At 51.8% G+C, this 21,366-nt stretch carries 20 protein-coding genes; 16 read left to right on the top strand and 4 right to left on the bottom strand.

The annotated features are described in order from the left end of the window. Positions 1-75 precede the first annotated feature (75 nt). The 4 genes from ACOQPU_RS17205 to ACOQPU_RS17190 all read left to right on the top strand — a co-directional run bounded on the left by ACOQPU_RS17205 (position 76) and on the right by ACOQPU_RS17190 (position 5,226). Entirely contained in the window at positions 76-276 is a 201-nt protein-coding gene (locus ACOQPU_RS17205; RefSeq protein WP_420641061.1) for a hypothetical protein, read from the top strand. 92 nt (positions 277-368) lie between these two features. Next, a complete protein-coding gene (locus tag ACOQPU_RS17200; protein ID WP_420641060.1) occupies positions 369-1,511 on the top strand; it encodes a S41 family peptidase in 1,143 nt (380 codons plus the stop codon). Positions 1,512-1,766: 255 nt separating this feature from the next. Beyond that, positions 1,767-3,335 carry a sensor histidine kinase gene (locus tag ACOQPU_RS17195; RefSeq protein WP_420641059.1) on the top strand — a complete coding sequence of 523 codons (1,569 nt, stop codon included), beginning with the start codon at positions 1,767-1,769 and terminating at the stop codon, positions 3,333-3,335. 226 nt (positions 3,336-3,561) lie between these two features. Continuing rightward, the gene (locus ACOQPU_RS17190) at positions 3,562-5,226 is read left to right on the top strand and encodes a S8 family peptidase (RefSeq protein WP_420641058.1); all 1,665 of its coding nucleotides are present in this window, start codon (positions 3,562-3,564) and stop codon (positions 5,224-5,226) included. 149 nt (positions 5,227-5,375) lie between these two features. Here the strand turns inward: ACOQPU_RS17190 and ACOQPU_RS17185 are convergent, their stop codons facing one another. Next, positions 5,376-6,890 carry an aminotransferase class V-fold PLP-dependent enzyme gene (locus ACOQPU_RS17185; RefSeq protein WP_420641057.1) on the bottom strand — a complete coding sequence of 505 codons (1,515 nt, stop codon included), beginning with the start codon at positions 6,888-6,890 and terminating at the stop codon, positions 5,376-5,378. Between the two features lie 83 nt (positions 6,891-6,973). Here ACOQPU_RS17185 and ACOQPU_RS17180 point away from each other — a divergent pair, with 83 nt between their 5' ends. The 4 genes from ACOQPU_RS17180 (at position 6,974) to ACOQPU_RS17165 (ending at position 11,002) form a co-directional block, all read left to right on the top strand. Then, positions 6,974-7,789 carry a response regulator transcription factor gene (locus ACOQPU_RS17180; protein WP_420641056.1) on the top strand — a complete coding sequence of 272 codons (816 nt, stop codon included), beginning with the start codon at positions 6,974-6,976 and terminating at the stop codon, positions 7,787-7,789. Continuing rightward, entirely contained in the window at positions 7,789-8,721 is a 933-nt protein-coding gene (locus ACOQPU_RS17175) for a sensor histidine kinase (protein WP_420641055.1), read from the top strand. Before ACOQPU_RS17180 ends, ACOQPU_RS17175 begins: the two co-directional genes overlap by 1 nt. Positions 8,722-8,824: 103 nt before the next feature. Further along, entirely contained in the window at positions 8,825-9,883 is a 1,059-nt protein-coding gene (locus tag ACOQPU_RS17170) for a hypothetical protein (RefSeq protein ID WP_420641054.1), read from the top strand. Positions 9,884-9,955: 72 nt separating this feature from the next. Then, a complete protein-coding gene (locus ACOQPU_RS17165; RefSeq protein ID WP_420641053.1) occupies positions 9,956-11,002 on the top strand; it encodes a M20/M25/M40 family metallo-hydrolase in 1,047 nt (348 codons plus the stop codon). 1 nt (position 11,003) lies between these two features. Here the strand turns inward: ACOQPU_RS17165 and ACOQPU_RS17160 are convergent, their stop codons facing one another. Next, entirely contained in the window at positions 11,004-13,496 is a 2,493-nt protein-coding gene (locus ACOQPU_RS17160) for a transglycosylase domain-containing protein (protein ID WP_420641052.1), read from the bottom strand. Positions 13,497-13,732: 236 nt separating this feature from the next. Here ACOQPU_RS17160 and ACOQPU_RS17155 point away from each other — a divergent pair, with 236 nt between their 5' ends. From ACOQPU_RS17155 to ACOQPU_RS17140, 4 genes are all read left to right on the top strand, one after another. Beyond that, entirely contained in the window at positions 13,733-14,164 is a 432-nt protein-coding gene (locus tag ACOQPU_RS17155) for a single-stranded DNA-binding protein (RefSeq protein ID WP_420641051.1), read from the top strand. A 178-nt stretch (positions 14,165-14,342) separates the two neighbouring features. Then, positions 14,343-15,131, top strand: coding sequence for a hypothetical protein (locus ACOQPU_RS17150; protein WP_420641050.1), 789 nt, complete (start codon positions 14,343-14,345; stop codon positions 15,129-15,131). After that, positions 15,128-15,484, top strand: a complete 357-nt coding sequence (locus tag ACOQPU_RS17145; protein WP_420641049.1) for a DUF1801 domain-containing protein — start codon at positions 15,128-15,130, stop codon at positions 15,482-15,484. The genes ACOQPU_RS17150 and ACOQPU_RS17145 overlap by 4 nt, the downstream gene beginning before the upstream one ends. 1 nt (position 15,485) lies before the next feature. After that, on the top strand, positions 15,486-15,908 hold the full coding sequence (locus ACOQPU_RS17140; protein ID WP_420641048.1) for an SRPBCC family protein: 423 nt from the start codon (positions 15,486-15,488) through the stop codon (positions 15,906-15,908). A gap of 204 nt (positions 15,909-16,112) precedes the next feature. On the opposite strand, the gene arsM is transcribed toward ACOQPU_RS17140, so the two are convergent. Continuing rightward, positions 16,113-16,928 carry an arsenite methyltransferase gene (arsM, locus tag ACOQPU_RS17135; RefSeq protein WP_420641047.1) on the bottom strand — a complete coding sequence of 272 codons (816 nt, stop codon included), beginning with the start codon at positions 16,926-16,928 and terminating at the stop codon, positions 16,113-16,115. Positions 16,929-16,983: 55 nt separating this feature from the next. Beyond that, positions 16,984-17,379: an ArsR/SmtB family transcription factor gene (locus tag ACOQPU_RS17130; RefSeq protein ID WP_420641046.1), complete on the bottom strand. Its 396-nt coding sequence runs from the start codon at positions 17,377-17,379 to the stop codon at positions 16,984-16,986. 139 nt (positions 17,380-17,518) lie between these two features. Here ACOQPU_RS17130 and plsX point away from each other — a divergent pair, with 139 nt between their 5' ends. The 4 genes from plsX (at position 17,519) to ACOQPU_RS17110 (ending at position 21,358) form a co-directional block, all read left to right on the top strand. Further along, the gene (plsX, locus tag ACOQPU_RS17125) at positions 17,519-18,517 is read left to right on the top strand and encodes a phosphate acyltransferase PlsX (protein WP_420641045.1); all 999 of its coding nucleotides are present in this window, start codon (positions 17,519-17,521) and stop codon (positions 18,515-18,517) included. Positions 18,518-18,602: 85 nt separating this feature from the next. Beyond that, the gene (gene fabF, locus ACOQPU_RS17120) at positions 18,603-19,880 is read left to right on the top strand and encodes a beta-ketoacyl-ACP synthase II (protein WP_420641044.1); all 1,278 of its coding nucleotides are present in this window, start codon (positions 18,603-18,605) and stop codon (positions 19,878-19,880) included. A 41-nt stretch (positions 19,881-19,921) separates the two neighbouring features. Then, positions 19,922-20,659, top strand: a complete 738-nt coding sequence (locus tag ACOQPU_RS17115; RefSeq protein WP_420641043.1) for a nuclease-related domain-containing protein — start codon at positions 19,922-19,924, stop codon at positions 20,657-20,659. 12 nt (positions 20,660-20,671) lie between these two features. Beyond that, complete coding sequence (locus ACOQPU_RS17110; RefSeq protein WP_420641042.1) at positions 20,672-21,358, top strand: MBL fold metallo-hydrolase; 687 nt, start codon at positions 20,672-20,674, stop codon at positions 21,356-21,358. The last annotated feature ends 8 nt before the right edge of the window (positions 21,359-21,366 follow it).

Genomic DNA, 21,366 nt, shown 5'->3' with positions numbered 1-21,366 from the left:
CGTTGCGCCCTCACTGTCCTTGCATCGCTCCCCCATTGTGAACCTTGCGAAAACCTAATAGAAGGAGTGTTGAATATGTCAAAGCGTTACTTGGTAATTAGCCTGGCAGTTTTATTGGCGGTACTGCTTATCCCCATGGCAATGTTTTTTGCTAACGGTGGGATAGTAGAGTTAGCCGAAGGTATTTCTAATATGACTGGCGGTTGGGCTTGGACCGGTGGCTGGGCCTGGACTGGCGGTTGGGCCTGGACTGGCGGCTGGGCCTGGACTGGCTAAATTAATCTGAACACAACTCATTCAACTGAACAGAGAACGGCTGAGCAATAAACTGCACAGTCGTTTTTTTGTGCGTTGCAGGTAGGTTAATCATGAAGAAATTCCCTAGCGACACGGCTAAACAGACTGGTTTATTCATATCAATTGCCCTCATTTGGTTAATTATTGGTTGGGTTTTGCGTGGCCTGCTCATTCCAAATCAAATTACCTTAACAGATGAGGTAAAACAGATCGTTCAACGAGATTCACCTGGGGAGATTCCTGCTGATGAAACCCTGGATTTTGCCGCCGCTCAAGCAATTGTCGAAAGTCTAAACGATCCCTTCGCAGTTGTAATTCCACCGCCTAGCTCACTTAAATTTGACGCTGATTTCGCTGGGGAAACAGGGGTTGTTGGTTTGGTGCCAAATATTAACGACGCCGCTCAGCTTTTTATCGAAACAGTGATAGAGAATGGGCCTGGGGATATTGCAGGTGTCAAAGTGGGAGACATCTTGATCTCTATTGATGGTATCCCCGTAAATGCTGCTACGACAGTAACCGGTTCCGCCTTGCTTTTTCGCGGCCCGGTTGGAGAATCGGTTGAACTTGTCGTGCAGCGAAATGGGGAAATTTTTACTTTTAATCCGGTTCGTATTGAGCGCATCGCCCTAGAGTGGGATATTTTGGAAAATGGCGTTGGATATATTGCTCAACATACATTCACAACAAACGTTCCAGCTTTATTTGAAGACGCCTTGGCTGAAATAATGGCCACCGACCCGCCTGCCGTTATTTGGGATCTTCGTTTTAACGGTGGTGGATCAATGGCAGTTGCCGAAGAAACGATGAGCTACTTTATTGAAGAAGGGAATCTGTTCCAAGTTGTGCTAAAAGATAACGAAATAAGAATGTTCTCGGCAACAGGACAAGCCATTGCTCCTAGCATTCCTTTAGTCGTCCTTGTAAACGAGTTTTCCTTTTCTGCAGCTGAGACTGTGGCAGCCTCAATTCAAGAATTAGGAAGAGGAACAACAGTTGGCATTACAACGTTTGGCAAAGGCACTGTTCAAAACACCGTAAAATTGCGGGATGACTATCTGTTTGAATACACAATTGGACATTGGAAAACGCCTACAGGAACATCTTATCAAGGTTCAGGGTTCACACCAACAATCATCGCACCAGATGATCCGGATACAGTGCAAGATGAAACAGTAGAAAAAGCTCTTGAAATAATCATAGCTACAGATTAGAGCAAATCTGCACTGTTTGCATCCTACTCTTTTGGCCATTGTAAATTTGTAATTCCAATAGGTTGACCTTATAGCAAGATTTGTTGTGAGGTCTATTTCTTAGTCTGGTGGTACCAAAGCAACGTTTACAAGCCGAACAGACTGTATATTATATATTTGTGTGCAATAAAAGTTGAAAATACAGCCAATGGCGCAATTTGACATAACTGAAGTGTTCAACCTTGACAAACTGCCCGATACTTAGAACACCAAGCTGTGAACAAAACAAAGATTCGCCAACCTTACTTTCTGTATCTACTGTTAATTAGCTTAACAGGGTTTATCATTGTTTTATTGGGATTACGCCAAATTCCTTTGATGAACTTTGTTGCAACGTCTACTTTATTGCTCATTATTTGTCTAGCCGTCCTTGCCGATATTTTTGCCACATCTGCGATAGTTTCTGACCAAGCAATGGCTATTGAGGTAGGAACGGCCGTTAGCATGGCACTTATTCCTCTTTTCGGGCCAGAAGCAGCCGCGTTGTCTGCGGCCACCTGTAGCTATGGCATCTGGCTCGTTTCCTCAAAAAAGCAAGCCACCGAATCCAAAAATTGGGAGCAACTTAGTTTCAATGCAGGCATGTTTAGCTTGGCCATGTACATTGCTGCGAACGTCTTTCTCTATGTTCAGCAGCTATTGGGAGCTAGCTCATTACTGGGTCAGATTATCCCCTGGCTTGCCGCCGCCATTGTTTATGACCAAGTTAACTTTTGGATGCTCATGGGGATTATCCGCTTGAAGAACGGGCCAGCTATAAAACCAGCAACGATTTGGTTAGAAAACCTATGGGCCTTACCAATAAACGTTATCATTTTGAGCGTCGGAGGCGGGGCTTTGGCTTTTGCAGCCATGCAATTAGGATTACTAGGCATTGTTGTTTTCTTTTTACCTATCGTCTTGTCCGCGTATGCTTTTCGTCTATATGTACGGCATATGCAAGCCCACCTGAACAACCTGGAACAGATTGTGGCAGAGCGAACGGCCGCATTGCAACAAGCAATAGATGAAAAAGATACATTCTTGGCTGTATTGACCCATGATATGAAGTCACCACTGACCAGCATTCACCTCTATGCAACAATGATCAAGGAGTTCCCCAATATACTTGAGAAAAAACCGCAGATGATCGATACGGTTTTGCGCAGCCAGGAAACGCTTATCGGTATTGTCAACAACATACTAGACCTAGAAAAAATTGAGACAACAGGAGAAGTCCTGCTAGAAAAAGAGGTCTTTGACTTTAGCGCAGTGGCCACAACGGTTTATGATGTTGTTCAAGCGCAGGCTGAAACCAAACAGATCAACATGCAGCTTTCAGGTGCCAATGTGCAAACCAATGCGTTGGCAGATCGTCGCCATATGGAACGAATTTTGCACAATTTATTAACGAATGCTGTCAAATACACGCCAAAGCGCGGCCAAGTCTCTTGCACAATCTCCTTCCGTGACAATGAATTGTGCATACAGGTTCAAGATTCTGGTTATGGGATTCCTCCTGAAGAGCTGCCGTATGTGTTCGACCGCTTCCACCGCGTCTCGTCACACAAGACGTTGGCTGCCGGAACGGGTCTGGGATTAGCCATAACCAAAGCACTTGTTGAAGCCCATGACGGCCGTATTGAAGTTATCAGTGAAGAGGCAAAAGGAAGCCTGTTTACAGTCTATTTACCCATTTTGCAACAATCATTGCCAGCCCCTCAACCCCAAATAGGCCACACGGCAAACGGCCGTTCCCCTCACCTCACCTCTTTCCAACCGGGACCTACCTTTTTTTCCTATTGAGTTTCACTACCTTTTGGCAAATACTAAAAGCAAATGGGAGCCAACCCTCATTAGGTGAATCGTTACACTTCCCATTCGTATTCGGTTCTGGTCCTGGATTGACAGAATACCTGCCGCTTACTTACTTCTACTGTCTTCAGACAATAAATTGCAGATCGTAAACAGTGCTTCACATAAAAATACGAGCCAATTTTTATAAGCTGTTTACACCAGGGGAGTCAATCAAATGAAGTACAAATTTTCACTCACAGCTTTGCTGATCTTGTTAACTGCATTTTTGGCCGTTCCATTTGTGTCTGGTGGCACAGAGCGTGTTTCTGTGCTGATTCAGGCAGAAAGCGTGGATACGGCCGTTTCTATTGTGGAATCATATCGTGGTGAGGCACATGAACAGCTCGCCATCATCAATGCTGTCTCTGCAACCGTGCCGGAACATGCGCTGGCAGCAATTGCAGCCGACAAACGCACCGTTGCCATCCATGAGGATGAATCCGTTAAGGCAGCTGGCGTTACCGCTGGCAGCCGAATCAAGCAAGTTGACGCCACCTTCCCAGAAGTAATGGGCGTCGATGAACTGTGGGCAGAGCGCATTAAAGGCCAGCAAATCGGCGTCGCCATTGTAGACACTGGTATTGATAAAAATGGCTGGAGCAACCGTCGGATCGTTGCCCATTACGATGCGCTAGATGAAGGCACACGGATGCGCGATCCGCATGGACACGGCACCATGATGGCCAGCCTCATTGGCAACAGCACACGCGACGCAGATGGGTATATTGGCATTGCGCCCAGGGTAAAACTGATTGACGTGCGCGCACTGGATGCCGACGGCAAAGGTACCTACACAGACATCATCGAAGGGCTTAACTGGATTCTGGAAAACAAGGACGAGCACAACATTCGCGTGGTGAACCTCTCCTTGTTGGGTGGAATTAGCAGCCCGTATTGGGCAGACCCCATAAACCAGGCCGTGGAAATGCTTTGGGATGCCGGAATTGTGGTTGTGGCGGCTGCTGGTAATGAAGGGCCAGAGGCGATGACCATCGCTGCCCCCGGCAACGATCCATTTGTCATTACCGTAGGTGCTTTTACCGACAACTACACACCGGATGACCCCAGCGATGATTATATTGCCCCATTCAGTGGCGCAGGCCCTACCGAGGTTGGCTTTGTGAAGCCTGATGTTGTGGCCCCAGGAGCGCACATGCTTACCTACGCGCCACGCCGCTCTGCCTGGGCACAAGAGAATCACGATTTGAAAGTGCGCGGCAACTATTATGAAATTGCTGGAACTTCATCAGCAACGGCCGTTACCTCCGGTTTAGTGGCCTTGATGCTTCAAGAAAATCCAGATATGACGCCCAACCAGGTGAAATATGCCCTCATGGCCTCGGCACAGCCCGCTGCCTATGAAGATGGCACGCTAGCATGGAGCATCTTCCAACAAGGAGCCGGGCGCGTTTGGGCACCGGCTGCCGTGCTTGACCCAGCCGAAGGGGAAGCCAACGCAGGCATGATTCCCGGCGAACCATATGTTGGGCCTGTTGTCTACCGCGATGGCGAATTTATTCTGGTGGATGAAAATGGCGAACCACTGGCTGATGCCGGAGGCTATTCCTGGGTGGGTGGTTACAGTTGGGTTGGTGGTTACTCCTGGGTTGGCGGCTACAGTTGGGTCGGTGGTTACTCCTGGGTTGGCGGCTATAGCTGGGTTGGCAATACCGACTGGGATGAATGGACTCAAGAAGACGTTTGGCAGAGCGGTTACTCCTGGGTTGGTGGCTACAGTTGGGTTGGTGGTTACTCCTGGGTTGGCGGCTACAGTTGGGTCGGTGGTTACTCCTGGGTTGGTGGCTACAGTTGGGTTGGCCTAACTGACTTTGTGGATTAGTATCTGAATCTACCCAAATTTGAACAAAAAGAGCGAGGCGACTGCTGATTTAGCAGTCGCCTCTTTTTATTACCACGAATCAGGCGAATGATACGAACTTGACGAATATATCATTCGTTCTATTCGTCAATTCGTGATTTGTTTTCGGCCTAGCTACCGTCGCGGATGACGCGGCAGGAGGCAATATCAAATGTCGCCTGGCCAATGTTGAGGTTGGTTTTGTTGCGGAAACTGGCAGCAAACTGCATGAAACGATACACATCGGCAAAGTTAGAAGCAAGGCCCACAGAAATGCGAATGGCACCCGCGCTTTTATTGCCGCGATGCTGAATGAGCTGCATGAACCGAGGCAGGGTCATATCTTCTGATTCAGCCAAACCAGCTAGCATATCCTCACGGGTGAGCCCTTCGGCTATTTCGCCTGCGCCGGGGTTGCAGAAGCAGCCAGTTCGCAAAGAGATACCTTGTTCATTGGCTAGCTCTTCAATGCGGCGATAATCTAGCAAACGGCCGTCTGGATCATAAAAGTTGAGCGTGACCGTGCCACCGCGCATGTGGGTGTTGGTAGGGCCGTAGATGCGAATCATGGGACGGCCGTTTCCATGCACCAATGCCATCAATTCATCAATTAACCAGCCCGTGAGGCAGCGTACACGCTCACTAAGCGTCTCCATTCCCACTTTTTGCAAATGCGCCAAACCAATTTTGACAGCCGGGATGTTGAGGTAGTTCACCGTGCCATCTTCAAAGGCAGCTTCATTGGGTGCCAAATAATGTCCACGTGCCTGCACGCTGGCAAAGTTCACGGTGCCCCCTGCAAACCAAGGGCGATGCAGCTTTGCCAGCACTGATTTGCGGATGAGCAACGCCCCCAGCCCGGTGGGGTAGCCAAACATTTTGTAAAAAGACATCGTCACAAACTGCGGCTTGACTTGGCTTAAGTCCAAGTTGCTCGTCGGTACAAAAGCGGCCGCATCCAGGCACACATCCCAGCCCTGCTTTTGCGCTTTGCCAACTAGTGCCAGCGGATGCTTCACGCCTGAAAAGTTGGACTGGGCAGGAAAAGCAAATAAGTTGTGCTGTGCCGGGTCGCCAGCGGCCAGCAGCTCGTCCAGGGCGGCTTCATCTATACGTAAATCAGGAGTGGTGAGGGGAACGTAGCTGAATTCGGCACCTTTGTTGCGGGCAAATTCGCGAATGCCGTTGACAGAGTTGTGGTTGTCGTAGGTGAGCAAGTAGTGGCTGCCGGGGGCAAAGGGGTATGCCTCGCCCACCAGCTTGAGGGCATTGCTGGCATTCATGGTGAAGACAGCGATATATTCATCGGGATCGGCATTGAAGTAGTTGAGAACGTAGCTGCGAGTGCCTTCTACCATGTCTGTCATGGCCAGCGAAGTAGGGTTGGCGGAGTGGGGGTTGCCCAGCACCTGCCTTTTGAGGATGTCCATGTGGGCATCGAGCTGACTTTCGGCATAAAGGCCACCGCCAGTGTAATCCAGATAGATTTGTTTGGTGGTGTCGAGACGGCCGTATTCCGTTTGCCGCCATTCATCTAGCAGTTTCGTGCTGGCGTACGTTGGGTATGCTTGCAAAAAAGCATGGTTTGCCTGCTCCATTGCGGCCGGGTTGCTGGTCTTCGGGTCAGTTTGGACTACGTGGGTCATGGGAAACTCCATTGAAAACAGTATTTTTTTATGCACTATTTTCATTCATGATGAGATGCTGCACTACATTTTAACGTGAAGATTTGGGAATTCATAGATGCAATTCTGCGACGATTGTCACCTTTGCCGGACGGCCGTTCCCGCCAGAACTACTATTTGCAGTACAATTAGCGTCAATGACGGAAAACAGCAAACACACCTTGCTAATTGTAGATGATGAGCCAGATTTGTTGGCTGAATTAAAACCGCTGCTAGAACGCTCTGGCTACACAGTTTTCACGGCGGCTAACGGGGCGCAGGCGTTAACGGCCGTTGCCCAACACGCTCCCGACCTCATCATTTTGGATATGCTCATGCCCCAGCTAGACGGCCGTTCCGTGCTGCGGCGGCTGCGCCAGGATGACAATTGGACGCCGGTGATTTTGCTGACGCAGGTCAACGCCGCCAGCGAGCGCGTTTTGTCTTTGCAAGAAGGGGCCGACGATTACCTGAACAAACCGTTTGACCCTTTGGAGCTACTTGCTCGTGTTCAGGCCATTTTACGACGAACTTCACGGGCAACGGCCGTTGCCCTCAAACAGTTCCCTCAGCTAACCAGCGGAAATTTGCAGCTAAACCGCCAAACACGTCAGGTTACGCTAAATGATCAATCCATCGAGCTAACCAGCCGCGCCTTTGACCTGCTAGCTTACCTCATGTCCCATCCACAGGAAGTCATTACCCGCGACCATTTGCTCGATGAAATCTGGGGCTGGGCGTATGCTGTTAGCACACGGGCAGTGGATATGCGCGTGGCAGAAATTCGCAAAGCGTTGCGGGACAATGCCAATATGCCGCAATTTATTGAGACGGTGGTGGGGCAAGGGTATCGCTTTTTGCCCACGGTGCAGGGGGTGTGATGAGGTGGAAGGGGTTACGGCCGTATTCATTGGCACTGTTGCCGCTGGCTCTTGGGCTCTTGCTCTCGGTGGCGTTTCGTGGCGGTTGGCTAGGTTTGGCAAACACGCAGCAGCGGGCCACGTTTGACCTAGCGTGGGTGAGCGGCATGGGGGGCTTACTGCTGACAGTTTTAGGCGTAACGGCCGTTGCCACCCAAGCCCGCTTGCACCAATCAAAAGAAAAAAGCAAGCAGCTTACCGAAACCGCAGCGCAAGCAGAAAATCGTGAGTTTTTGCGCCGTCTGGATCACGAACTGAAAAATCCCCTCACCATTATTCGCCTAGGCATTGTGAATTTGCAGCAGAGCGACGCATTAGACGACGCACAACAGCAGTCGCTCACGCGCATTGCTGAGCAGACTGAGCGGCTGCGCCAACTTGTCATTGATTTGCGCCGCCTGACGGAACTGGAAGCGGCCGACCTGGAATCTGCCCCGGTAGATTTGGCCGATGTGCTTACCGAGGCGGTTAGTTTGGCGGAAGAGGCTTGGCAGCAGGATCGCACCGTCACGCTGACGCTACAAGAAACGCCCTGGCCAATTGCCACCATTCAAGGCGACCGGGAACTGCTCATTCTGGCGTTTCGCAATCTCATAGACAACGGTCTTAAATATACCGCCCCGGCCGACCGGGTGGATGTACGCGCTTCTGACAACGGGCAAACGGCCGTTATCGAAGTGGCCGACAACGGCATGGGCATTCCCAAACATGAACTGCGCCAGGTGTTTGATAATTTGTACCGGGGTGAACAGGCACGGGGCATACCAGGGAGCGGGCTAGGGTTGCCCATGGTCAAGCGGATCGTGACGCTTCACGGTGGGTCTGTTGATGTGCGAAGCCGCAACCAAACCGGCACCATTTTTACAGTTCGGCTCCCTTACAGCCGCGTGTAACAGTTTTGTTACAATATCCACCCAGTTTGTTACACGGCCGTTATCTCCTGAAACGGCCGTTTTGCTATAAAAACAGAAATCACACACATCAGGAGACACAACCATGAAAACATTCACATTGATCACTTTAATCATTTTAGGTTTGGGGCTGGTCGGCTGCGGCTCATTTAATCTGGAACCCGTCGTAGAAGACGTGGCCGAGGCGGTGGAAGATGTTGCCCAAAGGGAGACTCCCGCTGCCTCTGAAACACCTAGCGAACCAGATAGTGCCGAAGCAGAACCAACCGAACCTGCTGAAGAGAGCGCGTCGGAAACCGCGCCGCCCAAAGAAAACGCCCGCTTCATGCCGGACGTTCGCACCTTTGCTACCGAAACGAACGCAGAGTGGGGTGCAGCTTTTTGTCCAGCGAGCGTCATGCCAGTTTGTGTACGGCCGTATGCCATCGAATCATTAGGGGATGAGCAGGTACTGCTGGCTGAAGTTTGGGGAACGGGAGACACATTTGCCGCTGCCAGCAACAATTTCTTTCTGGGCTGGCAAGCCAGCGACAGCGATGATAACAGTCGGTTCGGCAACGACTGCGGCAATACCAGAAGCGAAGCCAGCCACTTTTCGGCCGGATTTGGTTACTTGGTACGCATCTGCTTCAACAATCTTGATGAACGTCCCCAAACCATTGAGATGGATATGAACGGCGCAGGCAGCAACTTTACTATCCCCTTTGTTGTAGGCGATGATCTGGAAGCCGTTGGCGGCTACGATTATTTGATTAACGCCCAGGCGTTACCCATTGACGAGCCATTTATTGTGGGCGCCGCCACCGTTACCATCCAAGCCGTTGAAGATTTGGGCGATGCGCTGCGTCTGGACCTATCCATTGCCGCCCCAGAAGATAACGACCTGCTGGTTCGCTCACCAGAATGGCTCGTGGTGGGCGACGGTTTGGCCTTTTTCACCGTGAACAGCAACGGCCTGCGCGACGATTGGGATGAAGGCAAGATGATGGCGTATGAACGGGTCGGAGGCAAAATAGAAGCTGGCTTAACACAAACAGGCTCTGTTGTGTTAAGCAAATCTGCCTCCCAAGCAGGCTTGCTCATCACCTACGGCCCCAGCAATGTAAGCGAAAAAGATTCTGCTATCTTCCTGCTCAACCAATAAACCGCACATTGCCTTGGGTAAAGGTTGATGGGTTCAGCCCGTCAACCTTTTTTCTTTGCTACAATATTGATCATGAACGATCAACACCCCGCCCTTCAACTTTTTACAAAATTACTTGTCCCATCACCCACAGGCCGTGAGCAGCAGTTGGCGCAACTGGTTCGGCAACAGTTGGATAAATATGGCGTTGCCCATGAAACTGACGGAATGGGGAATGTGCTTGTAAGAGTGGACGGCCGTTCCCCTCAAGTGCCCCTGCTCATGTATGCCGCCCACATGGATGAAATTGGCCTTGTTGTGACCAAAATCAACCCAGACGGCAGCCTGCAAGTGAGCAACAGCGGAGGGCTGCATCCCTGGAAGCTGGGGGAAGGCCCTATGGAGATTCTGGGCGATCGGGAAACGATTGTGGGCATCCTGTCGATGGGGTCTACTCACACAGCCAATGCCGCTAATCAAGCCATCACCTGGAACGATGTGCGGGTAATGACCGGACTGTCGCCAGAGCAGCTAAAAGCGGCAGGGGTGCGACCCGGCTCCACAGGCGTGCCCACCCGTGAGCGGCGCGGCCCGATGCTGTTTGGCGATCCGGCCGACCCGCTGGTGGCGGCGTGGACGTTTGATGACCGGATGGGGGTAGTTGCTCTTTTGCGATTGCTGGAGCGAATGAGGGTGGAGGAGATACGGCCGTATCATCCCACCATCATCGCCTTTACCGTCAGTGAAGAGGTGGGCGGGCACGGCGCCAAATCATTGGCCTTGCGCGAGCAGCCGGAGATTTTTGTTAGTGTGGATGGGGCACCGATGCCGCCGGAGAGTGATTTGCAGCTAGACGGCCGTCCCGCCATCTGGAGCAAAGATCGGCTGGGGCATTACGACCAGCCGCTGTTGCAAGCATTTTGCCAAGCGGCACTCGCCGCCGGAACAGAGCTACAGCCCGTCGTGTATCAGAGTGCCGCCAGTGATGCCAGTTTGGTTTATTACGCCGGTGGCGCACAGCGCATCGCCTGCATGGGGCAAGTGCGCGCCAACAGCCACGGCTACGAAGTCGCCCGCTTGTCCGTGTTTGACAACATGCTTAACACTCTAGTGCAATTTGTGCAGGATTTTGAAGGTTAAGCTATTCGCCTTCAGGGGTACTGGTGGGTGAGCCGCGCAAGACGCTAAGGGGGCAAACTGAAGGGGGTGCCATGCGGTACCCGGTTGATTGCGCCCACTGTCGGGCTTTGACTTCATCTGGGTAAAACGGAGGAACGGGCAGATAGAGCCGCACGGTGGCGTTTTCGGGGGGATTGGTTGTGTTAATCACGCATTCGGTGGGGCGGGGGATTTTGCTGCCATTGCTCAGTTCTGGCTGGGCATCCAAAATGCGCTGGGCATCTTCCGCTGGCAGGGGCATGGTGGATAGCGTCCAGGCACCCAAATGTTCACCCATGTTGGGATTGTAGCTGATGCGGGCGTTGCCATGCACCGGCGCACCCACAATGAACCAATCGTTACGGCCGGCAGTGCAACTGCTGCCCCCCGTGCCGGATGGGTAACAAACTGGACGCAGCTCAATCCCCTGCGGCTGGATGAACCCGTTGGCTGGGGGACGGCCGTTTACCCACAAACTTTGCATCATCTCCGGATCAGCATAAATGGTTTGCATGATACTGTTCCACAGTGGTGCCGCCCCGCGTAAGCCAGACGAATCGATCATGGGACGGCCGTCTGAATTGCCCGTCCAGATGCCCACTACCACACCCGGCGTGTACCCAATCGTCCAGTTGTCGCGGAAGTCGTTGGTAGTACCGGTTTTGGCCGCGGCCGGGAACGGCAATTCTAGCGCATTGTTGTATCCCATCGCCGCCACCCGCGCTGCGTCATCATCCAAAATATCTGTAATGATGTAGGCAATCTTTGGGTCAATAGCGTTGACGGCCGGTAGCTGATTTTGCTGCGCATCAAAAATGACATTGCCCCGGCTGTCCGTAATTTTGAGAATGGAAGTGAGGCGCGGTTTTTGGCCCTGGTTGGCCAATGTGGCAAAGGCATGGGTCATCTCAATAAGCGGCACTTCGCCGCCGCCCAGCGTGAGTGCTAGGCCGTAAAAGCCAGGTGGTTCCCGCAGTGACTCGATGCCCATGTTGCGGGCGGTGGCTACAAAATTGGGCACGCCCACGTCCCGCAAAAGCTGGACGGGCGGGATGTTGTAGCTGTTGGCCAAAGCATCCCGGAACAGCACCGGGCCGCGATAGTAGCCATCATAATTGGTGGGTACCATCTTTTCACCGCCGCCCAAATCCAGCTCGATGGGCACGTCCCATAGCACGTCGGCAGTGGACCAGCCGCGCTGCAAGGCGGTGGCGTAGGTGATGGGCTTAATGCTGCTGCCCGGTTGACGCGGACTGAGAGCCACATTTACCTGCCCGTCAATTGACTCATCAAAGTAATCCAGGCTGCCCACCATCGCCAAAATCTCGCCTGTGCCTGGCTTGAGGATGACCACGGAGGCGTTGCTGACGTCATGTGCAGCGGTGCGAGAGGCAATCCAGTCGCGTGCGGCCGTTTCTGCCATTTGGTGCATGTTTAAATCCAGGCTGGTCGTAATCTGCCAGCCGCCCAGAGCAATGGCATCAGGACCGTAGAGCCGCTCTAGCTCATTTTGCACGTACAGCACAAAGTGGGCGGCTTCCAGCGTCACGTCCTGCGCCGCCTCATTGGCGGTGATGCGCGGCTGAATGCGCAGCGGGGTTTGCCTCCCAACCTCGCCATCTAGCTCGGTGATGGCACCATCCTCTACCATCAAGTCCAGAATGAACTCTTGCCGTGCTTTGGCAGCTTCAAAATTGGTATATGGGTCCCAATCCAGGGGCGACTGCGGCAATCCGGCTAAAAAGGCAGCTTCCGCCAAATTTAGCTCCTGCGCCGCTTTGCCAAAGTAGGTTTGGGCGGCGGCTTCGATGCCGTAAGCCAGATTGCCATAGTAAATTTCGTTGAGGTACATCTGGATGATGGCTTCTTTGCTGCGCTGCTGGGTCATGATGAAGGCGAGGAATATTTCGCGCAGCTTGCGTTCGTAGCTGACGCTGACGCGCTCTTCGTAGGTAAAGGCGATGTGGCGGACAAGCTGCTGGGTGATGGTGCTGGCTCCTACGGGACGGCCGTCTTGATTCCGGTAATTGTTCAGTAAGGCAGCACCTATCGCGGCTGGGTCTACGCCATAGTTAGTCCAAAATGTGTCATCTTCTACCGCCACCGTCGCATCAACCACCGTTTGGGGAATCTCGGAGTACGCCAGCCAGAGTCGCTTTTCGGTGGTGGTTAATTCAAAGAGCAGCTCGCCGTTGCGATCAAAAAAGCGGGGCGTCCCTCCCACGCCCGTGCCACGATAGGCGACGACCTGATCGATAGAATCAGACAGCTCATTGCTGAAATAGATGTACGCGCCCACAAAGACCAAAATGCCAAACAACAGCCCCAGCAGCCCCAGCTGCACGAACAAAATAAGTGCCCGTGTTAGGCAGCCCCGCTTGTTTTTGTCGCCCTTGTTTTTATTGCCAGAAGGTTTTGAAGAACGTCTCTGGTATTTTTCCAGATATTCCAGCTTATACCCGCCGTTATTTGTCATAACAATAATGGTAAGCGTATTTGGGATTTGGTCAAGTGGGCAAATTGACGTGATTTACAGGAGAAATCAATTGATTTACTAGAACACTTGTGCTAAAATAGGGCTCTCAAGAAAGGGTGCTTTGGCACACAAATCTTTGTTTTTCATTTGTCTAAAACGTGATACTATTTAGCGAAATTTCGTTTCTCTTTTAGGCAAAATGTGCCAAAATGTAATTATTTTAAGGAGAGTGTTTGATGTATCAAAAAATAATTGTGGTTGGAAATTTGGGGAGTGACCCCGAAATGCGGTATATGCCCGACGGTACGGCCGTAACCAGCTTTAGCGTGGCCACCAATCGGCGTTGGACAGATCGTTCCACTGGCCAACCCGTTGATGAAACGACCTGGTTCCGCGTCAGCGTTTGGGGTCGGCAGGCAGAAACCACCAATGAATATTTAAGCAAAGGGCGCAAGGTTTTGGTCGAAGGGCAAATTACCCCAGACCGCAACACAGGTGGCCCACGCCTGTGGACGGCTCAGGATGGCACGGTACGCGCCTCCTTTGAAATTCGCGCCGATTCTGTCCGCTTTTTGGGTGGCCGCGACGATGGCGGCAGTTACAGCGGTGGTGGTGAGAGCTACGAAAGCAGCGCACCTGCTCAGGAAGAAGACGACATTCCTTTCTAGGAAATCGGGCTTTGCCCCAAAACAATTTCATCATATAGTCAAGGGCATGTTCACACGAGTGGACATGCCCTTTTTGCTTTGTACTTCTTTATTAATAACCTCGGCTTTACACGCATGGCGTGCCTTCCACCAAACAACCATTGCTTCCGCAATGAAATCGTGATACACAAGCAACCTCATGAAAATCTCATTCCAAAAGCAAAAAATAGACACGCTTCCTGAACTGCTGTTTTGCTGGCGACTGCAAATAACGACCGATTTTCCCAGCAGCATCACGGATATTTTTATTCCTGAACTCTTCTTTGATTTTTTCTGGCTTCAAGAAGGGGAAATTTGTTACCGTGACGCCAAGCAGCAGCAAGATATTACTTCACCCCGGCAGTCGCTAAAAACTTTGCACACCCATCGGCTAGACCTTGTGCTAAAAGCACCGCTCGCTTTGTACGGTGCGCGGTTCAGCTTACCCTTTGCCGAGCTATTTTGGCAAAAAGAGATGCCAACTAATACATTTTTGGAACAAGATTGGATTTCCGAGCCGATCCGAGAGCTTAATGATTTTGCCCGCCAAATCACTCATGCTATTCAAACAAGGCGGGTCAAAAAGACCATTTCCCCCATGCTGCACCCCACATTGGCAGAAACAGATTGGCTCGCTGCCTATTCGCCTCGCCATAAGCGCAGGCTGTACAAATCTGTCTTTGGTCTCAGCAAAAAAGAGATACAGGCCATTCAAAATATTCACCTCTTTTTAGGCCAAACCTGCGACTTTGGTGCCCAAATGCCCCGCATCATTGAGTACGTCAACGATAATTCATTTTACGACCAGCCCCATCTCAACAATGCCTTCAAAAAAATGACGGGGTTGGCCCCGCTGGCCTACTTTGAAGCCAACTCCATTTTGCAGGATAACCTTATGGCCGCTTCTTACAATGAGTTGCCGAGCAAAGATGATAGGATGTGGATATGAACTACCAACCTTCCCAAAACGATATTGTGAATGAGTATATTGAAAACCTGAGCGCAGAGATTGCGCCGCTCTTTCTTGAGATTCGCGCCTGCATTTTAGAGGCCGGCCCAGAATTTAATGAGAGCATCAAGTGGAAAAACTGCCTGGTTTACGGCACCACCAAAAACCATATTCAAACGGTAGTAGGCAAAGGTAAGATTAGCCTGATTTTCCATGATGGCGTTGCTATTGAAGATGCGTATGGCTTGCTGGAAGGAGACGGCAAAAAGGCACGCACCGTGCGTATCACCTCGCCAGATTTTAACAGAGCGGCGCTGCAAGATTACGTCCGGCAAATTTTGCAAAGGAGTTGAGATGAGATCGTACAGTGCAAAGAAAACAATAAATGCCCCCGCGCAAAAAATCTGGGAGATTTTAACCGATCCGGCTGGCTACTCTAACTGGGACCCTGGCATGGTGCGGGTGGAGGGCAGGCTGGCATTGGGCGAAAAGGTGAAGTTCTTTACCAAATTTAGCCCAGAGCAGGCGTTTGCCGTGAAGGTGACTGGGTTTGAACCGGGCAAAAAGATGGTGTTGACCGGAGGAATGCCGTTCGGCTTGTTCAAATCGGAGCGCACCCATACGCTGACACCCGATGAAAATGGGCAAATCGTTTTCCACACAGAGGAGATTTTTAGCGGCTTGCTGCTGCCCATTTTTGGTCGAACCATTCCCGATCTTACCAACAGCTTTGAAGCGTTTGCTGCAGGGTTGAAGCAAAAAGCGGAGAACAGCTAAATCTCCTTATTCCTATTTGTTTGTTGCTACACTTTGGCGAATCCATCTTCAGAACTAAAAACTAACCGGATGCCTTCTTTGGCGATGGTTAGCCGGGGCTGCTGCTGCCCGGAAACTATGTGAAAACCGATTGGTTCGCACACAGTTTCCGGGGATATTTTTACGCCTTTGGTTTCACACCATAGACGACTTCTGACGGGAATGTCATTTGGCTATGGAAGGCTTTACGGCCGTAATTCGCGCACTAAAAATCTGAGCCGCCCCAACGTGAGGATCAACATCTGCCAATTCCACGCCTGTGTCCTCTTTGTTTTGGATGGAAATCTGCGCAAAGCCAGCCTCTTGCATCCAGGTAGCCATCTCGCCCACGTCCTCTGCCCCAGTGATGCAGCCTGCCCAGGCAGACATATCGGCCCGTTCCTGCGCGGTAAATTTGCCGCGCGTCACCATGTCGGAGACGGCCAGCCGACCGCCCGGTTTGAGCACGCGGAACGCTTCATGGAAAACGGCCGTCTTGTCTGGACTCAAATTAATCACACAGTTAGAAATAATCACGTCCACGCTGTCAGCTTCCACTGGCAAATCTTCAATTTGCCCCTGACGGAACTCCACATGCGCTACACCTAGCTTGGCCTTGTTGCGATTTGCCTTTTCCAGCATGGCGGGCGTCATGTCTACGCCAATCACATGCCCAGTCGGCCCCACGCGTTCTGCCGCCAAAAAGCAGTCGATGCCGCCGCCAGAGCCTAAATCCAGTACCGTTTGGCCTGGTTCCAGGCTGGCAATCGCTATCGGATCGCCACAGCCCAACGACAAACCCGTCACGTCAGTCGGAAGCTGGCTCAGGTCTACGTCGTACAGGTCGCTGCCGCAGTAGTCGGCCCCGCTATCTGGATCACAGCAGCTTGCGCTGTCGTTTAATACTGGTAATTCTGATTGAAAGTTTTGGGCAATACGGCCGTATCGATCCTGTACTGCCTCATGAATTTCTTCATTTGTCCGTGTTTTTGTTGTCATCATTCACCTCGCATTGATAGACATCTATATGTTTGAGCAAAAAAAAGCGCTTACCAAATTATTCAATGGCAATGTCAGAAATGCTAACCTCAGGCGCATACTTTTGCATGAGAACGCCGCAGCAAGAAGCCACAGCACCCTGGTTCAGGGAGTAAAAGATTTGCTTGCCTTCGCGCCGGGTGTGCACCAACCCAGCCTCACGCAAAATGGCCAGGTGATGCGACACCGTTGGCTGCGACACGCCGCCCAACGAAGTCACCACATCACTCACGCACAGCCATTGGCAGCAGAGGTGGTTCATGATTTTTTGTCGGGTTTCATCGGCAATCGCTTTGCCAAAGGTAATAGGGTCAGTCATCATCGTGCCATCATATCGAAGATCGTCAATATGACAGTAGTATAAACGATGATTTGATTTTGTCAAACGGCCGTTTCCCCTGTTTGACTTAACCATTTGCCACCGTTAGAATCCGCCATCACCCTCTAAAATTGCCACAGAGGAAAAAGAGAATTTTGAGAAGTAACCTAGCTCAAAACCCTCTGTGCTGTCTGTGGCTAACATTCGGAAAGATACTAAGGAAGCGAGAGGAATAATGCGGATTGTTGTTGATGCGATGGGAAGTGACGATCATCCAGCACCAGATGTAGCTGGGGCAGTAGACGCTGCCCGTGAATTTGGGGACAGTATCATTTTGGTAGGGGATGAAACCCAAATTAAGGCCGAGTTAGCCATGCAAGACAGCAGCGGCCTGTCGCTGGAAGTTGTCCACGCCAGCGAAGCCATCACAATGGAGGACAAGCCTTCACAAATTGTAAAAAGCAAGCCCCACTCCTCTATGCACGTGGGCATGTCTTTGGTAAAGGATGGCCAAGCCGACGCCTTTGTTTCGGCGGGCAACACAGGGGCCATTTTGGCCGTGGCGATGCTGCGGCAGGTAGGGCTGGGACGCATTCGGGGCATCAAGCGGCCCGCGCTGGGCGTCATCTTCCCCACCAAGCACCGTCCCATGCTCATAGACAATGGCGCCAACACGGACTGCCGCCCAGATTACCTGCTGCAATTTGGCATTATGGGCAGCCTGTACGTGGAGCGTGTACTCAAGATTGACAACCCGCGCGTGGCGTTGATTTCTAATGGCGAAGAAGAGGGCAAAGGGAATGCGCTCATTAAAGAAACAATTCCCCTGCTGGAAGCAAGTGGTCTAAACTACGTGGGCAACATTGAGCCCAAAGAGTTTATGCAGGGCGCAGCCGAGGTGGGTGTGGCCGATGGCTTTACGGGCAACCTGATTATGAAAACGGCCGAATCCATCGCCAGCTATATGTCCAGCATTATCCGCGAGGAGCTAACGGCGAATCCAATCTCCATGCTGGGCGGGTTGCTGACGCGCTCCGCGTTCAAGCGGGTGCGCGCCCACCTAGACCCGGACGAGGTAGGTGGTGCGCCACTGTTGGGGGTGAACGGGGTTGTCATTGTTGCCCACGGCCGTTCCAATGCTTACGCGATTAAGCAGGCCATTGGGCAAGCCCGACGCGTGGCAGAAAACCAGGTCGTCGAGGCGATTACAAGCGGGATTTCCGGTGATCGGTAATCGGTGAGCAGTAATTCGATAAGCGTACAATTTTTTATCGATACCTGAACACAGTTTACGGATTACCGCTAACGAGCAGATAAGCATGAATAACCAATTTCTGGATGCCAAAGGCAGACCGCGTATCGTCATTACAGGGATGGGGGTGATGAGCCCGCTGGGTCACACCACGGAAGAGAGCTGGGATAGTTTATTAAACGGCCGTTCCGGCATCGGCCCCATCACCAACTTCGATGCCACCGACTTTCCCTGCCGCATTGCGGGCGAAGTTAAAAACTTTGTTGCCAAAAAATATATGGATTTCAAAGAGGCGAGGCGCATGTCCCGCGCTTCGCAGCTTGCTGTTGCCGCTGCCCGCATGGCCCTGGATGATGCTGGCCTGCCAGAGCCTGTGCCCAATGCAGAGCGCGTCGGCACACTGGTTGGCACTGGCGTGGGCGGCTTTGAAGTGGCGGATGACAACCTGAAAATTTTGCGCAGTAAAGGGTTCAGTCGCGTTAGCCCCTTTGCCATGACGGGGTTTTTGCCCAATATGCCCAGCCACCACGTTAGCCTGTTGGCCAAAGCATTGGGGCCGATTAGCACAGTAACGGCCGCTTGCGCTACCGGCACTCAGGCCATTGGCGAGGCCATGGAACTCATCCGCAGTGGCCGGGCCGACATGATGATCACGGGCGGCGTAGAGGGGCTCATTCACGAAGCTGCCATTGCCGGCTTTGGGGCGATGCGGGCACTTTCTACCGGATTCAATGACACGCCTGAAAAAGCAAGCCGCCCCTTTGACAAAGACCGGGATGGCTTTGTGCTAAGCGAAGGCGCCGGGGTGCTTATCATTGAGCGGCTAGATCATGCGCTGGCGCGCAACGCCCGCATCTATGCTGAGCTAAAAGGGTATGCTGCCTCGGCCGACGCTTACCACGTCGCCCAGCCAGACCCGGAAGCAGCCGGGGCGGTGCGCGCCATGCAGTGGACAGTGCAGGATGCCTGCATCGCGCTAGATGAGGTGGATTACATCAACGCCCACGGCACCTCCACACCTGTTAATGATTCCTCGGAAACATTTGCCGTTAAGACATTGTTTGGGGAGCGGGCGTATGAACTGCCCATCAGCAGCAGCAAATCGGTGCTGGGGCACGCAATGGGTGGTGCAGGGGCTATCGAAGCGATCTTTTGCGCCCTGGCGCTAAACCAGAGCATCATTCCCCCCACCTGGAATTATGAAACGTCAGACCCGGATTGCGATCTGGATTATGTGCCAAATGGCCCTCGTTCTGCCCCGCTACAGGTGGCTATGTCTAACTCGTTTGGTCTGGGTGGGCAAAATGCCTGTTTGGTTTTAAGCAAATATGATAAAAATATGTAGAGACGTTGCAATGCAACGTCTCTACACCAATTGATTTTGTTATGGTTATTTTAAGAGACGATCAACGTATTGCACGGTTAAAACGCGCCAGCCAAATCACCAGCTTCTTGGGGATGGGTATTCTTCTTGCGGGTATGCTCATTCTTTTTCTGCCAGATGCGACCAACCTGATTTTTTACCAGTTGGTGGCTTTGTTTTTCGGGTGGATGCTGTCTCAAATTGGTATTTATTTGGGCAATCGGTATGTGCGGGACCCACGCCCAGATGAATTATTGGATGAAGTTTTGCGAAAGGTGGCAAGGAACGGCCGTATCTACCATTACCTCCTCCCAGCCACCCACGTCTTGCTTATTCCATCCGGCATCATTGTTTTCGTGCCTAAATACCAGAGCGGTACAATTTCTGTAGATGGCGACAAATGGAAACAAACTGGTTTGGGGCTGCGCCGCTTCTTCTCTCAGGAGCGGCTGGGGAATCCCTCGCGTGAAGCTGAGTTAAGCGTGGAAGCCATTGCCAGCTATTTGAATAAGAATGCACCGTCCGTTGAAGAAGTTCCCATTGGGGCCATGATTGTGTTCACCGCCAAGGGAAACAAAAATCTTGACATCAAGAAATCAAACATTCCCGCCATGCATTACACAAAGGTAAAGGGGTATCTGCGACAGCAAAAGCGGGAAAAACCTATATCAGAAGAAGATTTCGCAGCCATTCAGGCCGCCTTCGACAAAAAAGCTGCGCACCTAATCGACGAACCTGAGTTGATTGAGGCTGAGGCATAAATCGCACGACCTATGGAAATTGCGCCCAATGTCCATTGGCTAGAAACAGGCAGCAGCAATGTGTATCTAATTATTGATACGCCAAACATTGTGCTGATTGATACTGGAACGCCTCGGCAGCAGGATAAGATTTTGGGGAAGTTGCGTCAGTTGGGCCATCAGCCGGCCGACTTGACTCACATTCTTGTTACCCATGCAGATATTGACCACGTGGGCAGTTTGGCCGCTCTTTACAAAGCTACTGGCGCGCAAATTATGGCCGGTGCAGATTCGGCACGGCTGATCAGTCAGGGGAAATCTCCCAAGCATATGCCAATCATTGCTCAGTGGATTATAGATACCTTTATGAAGTACGGGGCTGTGCCACAGGATAAAATCTCTGTTCTTAAAGACGGGGAGACACTGCCCTTTTTGAGTGGGTTGCAGGTGTTGGCAACGCCCGGCCACACATTAGACCATTTTTCGTTTTTTGGCCCGGCCACCGGCATTTTGTTTGCTGGCGATGCGATTGACACGCGAAACGGCCGTATAAACCTCACCCGTCCCAGCATCACCGCTGATAAAACGGCCGCACGCCGCTCTGCCATTCGCTTACTGGAACTTTCGCCAGCTATCATTGCTGCGGGTCACGGCACCCCCTCTTCAAGCCACACCTCAGATGAAATCATGCAGCTTTTTAATACCCTGCGTCAGGAGTGAGGAACCTA

Origin of the sequence: Candidatus Leptofilum sp. (genome assembly GCF_965223285.1) — a bacterium.
Taxonomy (GTDB): Bacteria; Chloroflexota; Anaerolineae; order Promineifilales; family Promineifilaceae; genus Leptofilum.
The sequence above is the reverse complement of the archived record's forward strand: the minus strand, read 5'-3'. Positions and strand labels throughout refer to the sequence as shown.

Bases quoted from the DNA above. Each gene is read 5' to 3' on its own strand.
- ACOQPU_RS17160 (WP_420641052.1), bottom strand. From the start codon at position 13,496: ATGACAAATAACGGCGGGTATAAGCTGGAATATCTGGAAAAATACCAG.
- ACOQPU_RS17185 (WP_420641057.1), bottom strand. From the start codon at position 6,890: ATGACCCACGTAGTCCAAACTGACCCGAAGACCAGCAACCCGGCCGCA.
- ACOQPU_RS17130 (WP_420641046.1), bottom strand. From the start codon at position 17,379: ATGGTTAAGTCAAACAGGGGAAACGGCCGTTTGACAAAATCAAATCAT.
- plsX (WP_420641045.1), top strand. From the start codon at position 17,519: ATGCGGATTGTTGTTGATGCGATGGGAAGTGACGATCATCCAGCACCA.
- ACOQPU_RS17190 (WP_420641058.1), top strand. From the start codon at position 3,562: ATGAAGTACAAATTTTCACTCACAGCTTTGCTGATCTTGTTAACTGCA.
- ACOQPU_RS17140 (WP_420641048.1), top strand. From the start codon at position 15,486: ATGAGATCGTACAGTGCAAAGAAAACAATAAATGCCCCCGCGCAAAAA.
- ACOQPU_RS17110 (WP_420641042.1), top strand. From the start codon at position 20,672: ATGGAAATTGCGCCCAATGTCCATTGGCTAGAAACAGGCAGCAGCAAT.
- ACOQPU_RS17165 (WP_420641053.1), top strand. From the start codon at position 9,956: ATGAACGATCAACACCCCGCCCTTCAACTTTTTACAAAATTACTTGTC.
- ACOQPU_RS17205 (WP_420641061.1), top strand. From the start codon at position 76: ATGTCAAAGCGTTACTTGGTAATTAGCCTGGCAGTTTTATTGGCGGTA.
- arsM (WP_420641047.1), bottom strand. From the start codon at position 16,928: ATGATGACAACAAAAACACGGACAAATGAAGAAATTCATGAGGCAGTA.
- ACOQPU_RS17155 (WP_420641051.1), top strand. From the start codon at position 13,733: ATGTATCAAAAAATAATTGTGGTTGGAAATTTGGGGAGTGACCCCGAA.
- ACOQPU_RS17115 (WP_420641043.1), top strand. From the start codon at position 19,922: ATGGTTATTTTAAGAGACGATCAACGTATTGCACGGTTAAAACGCGCC.
- fabF (WP_420641044.1), top strand. From the start codon at position 18,603: ATGAATAACCAATTTCTGGATGCCAAAGGCAGACCGCGTATCGTCATT.
- ACOQPU_RS17175 (WP_420641055.1), top strand. From the start codon at position 7,789: ATGAGGTGGAAGGGGTTACGGCCGTATTCATTGGCACTGTTGCCGCTG.
- ACOQPU_RS17170 (WP_420641054.1), top strand. From the start codon at position 8,825: ATGAAAACATTCACATTGATCACTTTAATCATTTTAGGTTTGGGGCTG.
- ACOQPU_RS17145 (WP_420641049.1), top strand. From the start codon at position 15,128: ATGAACTACCAACCTTCCCAAAACGATATTGTGAATGAGTATATTGAA.
- ACOQPU_RS17200 (WP_420641060.1), top strand. From the start codon at position 369: ATGAAGAAATTCCCTAGCGACACGGCTAAACAGACTGGTTTATTCATA.
- ACOQPU_RS17150 (WP_420641050.1), top strand. From the start codon at position 14,343: ATGAAAATCTCATTCCAAAAGCAAAAAATAGACACGCTTCCTGAACTG.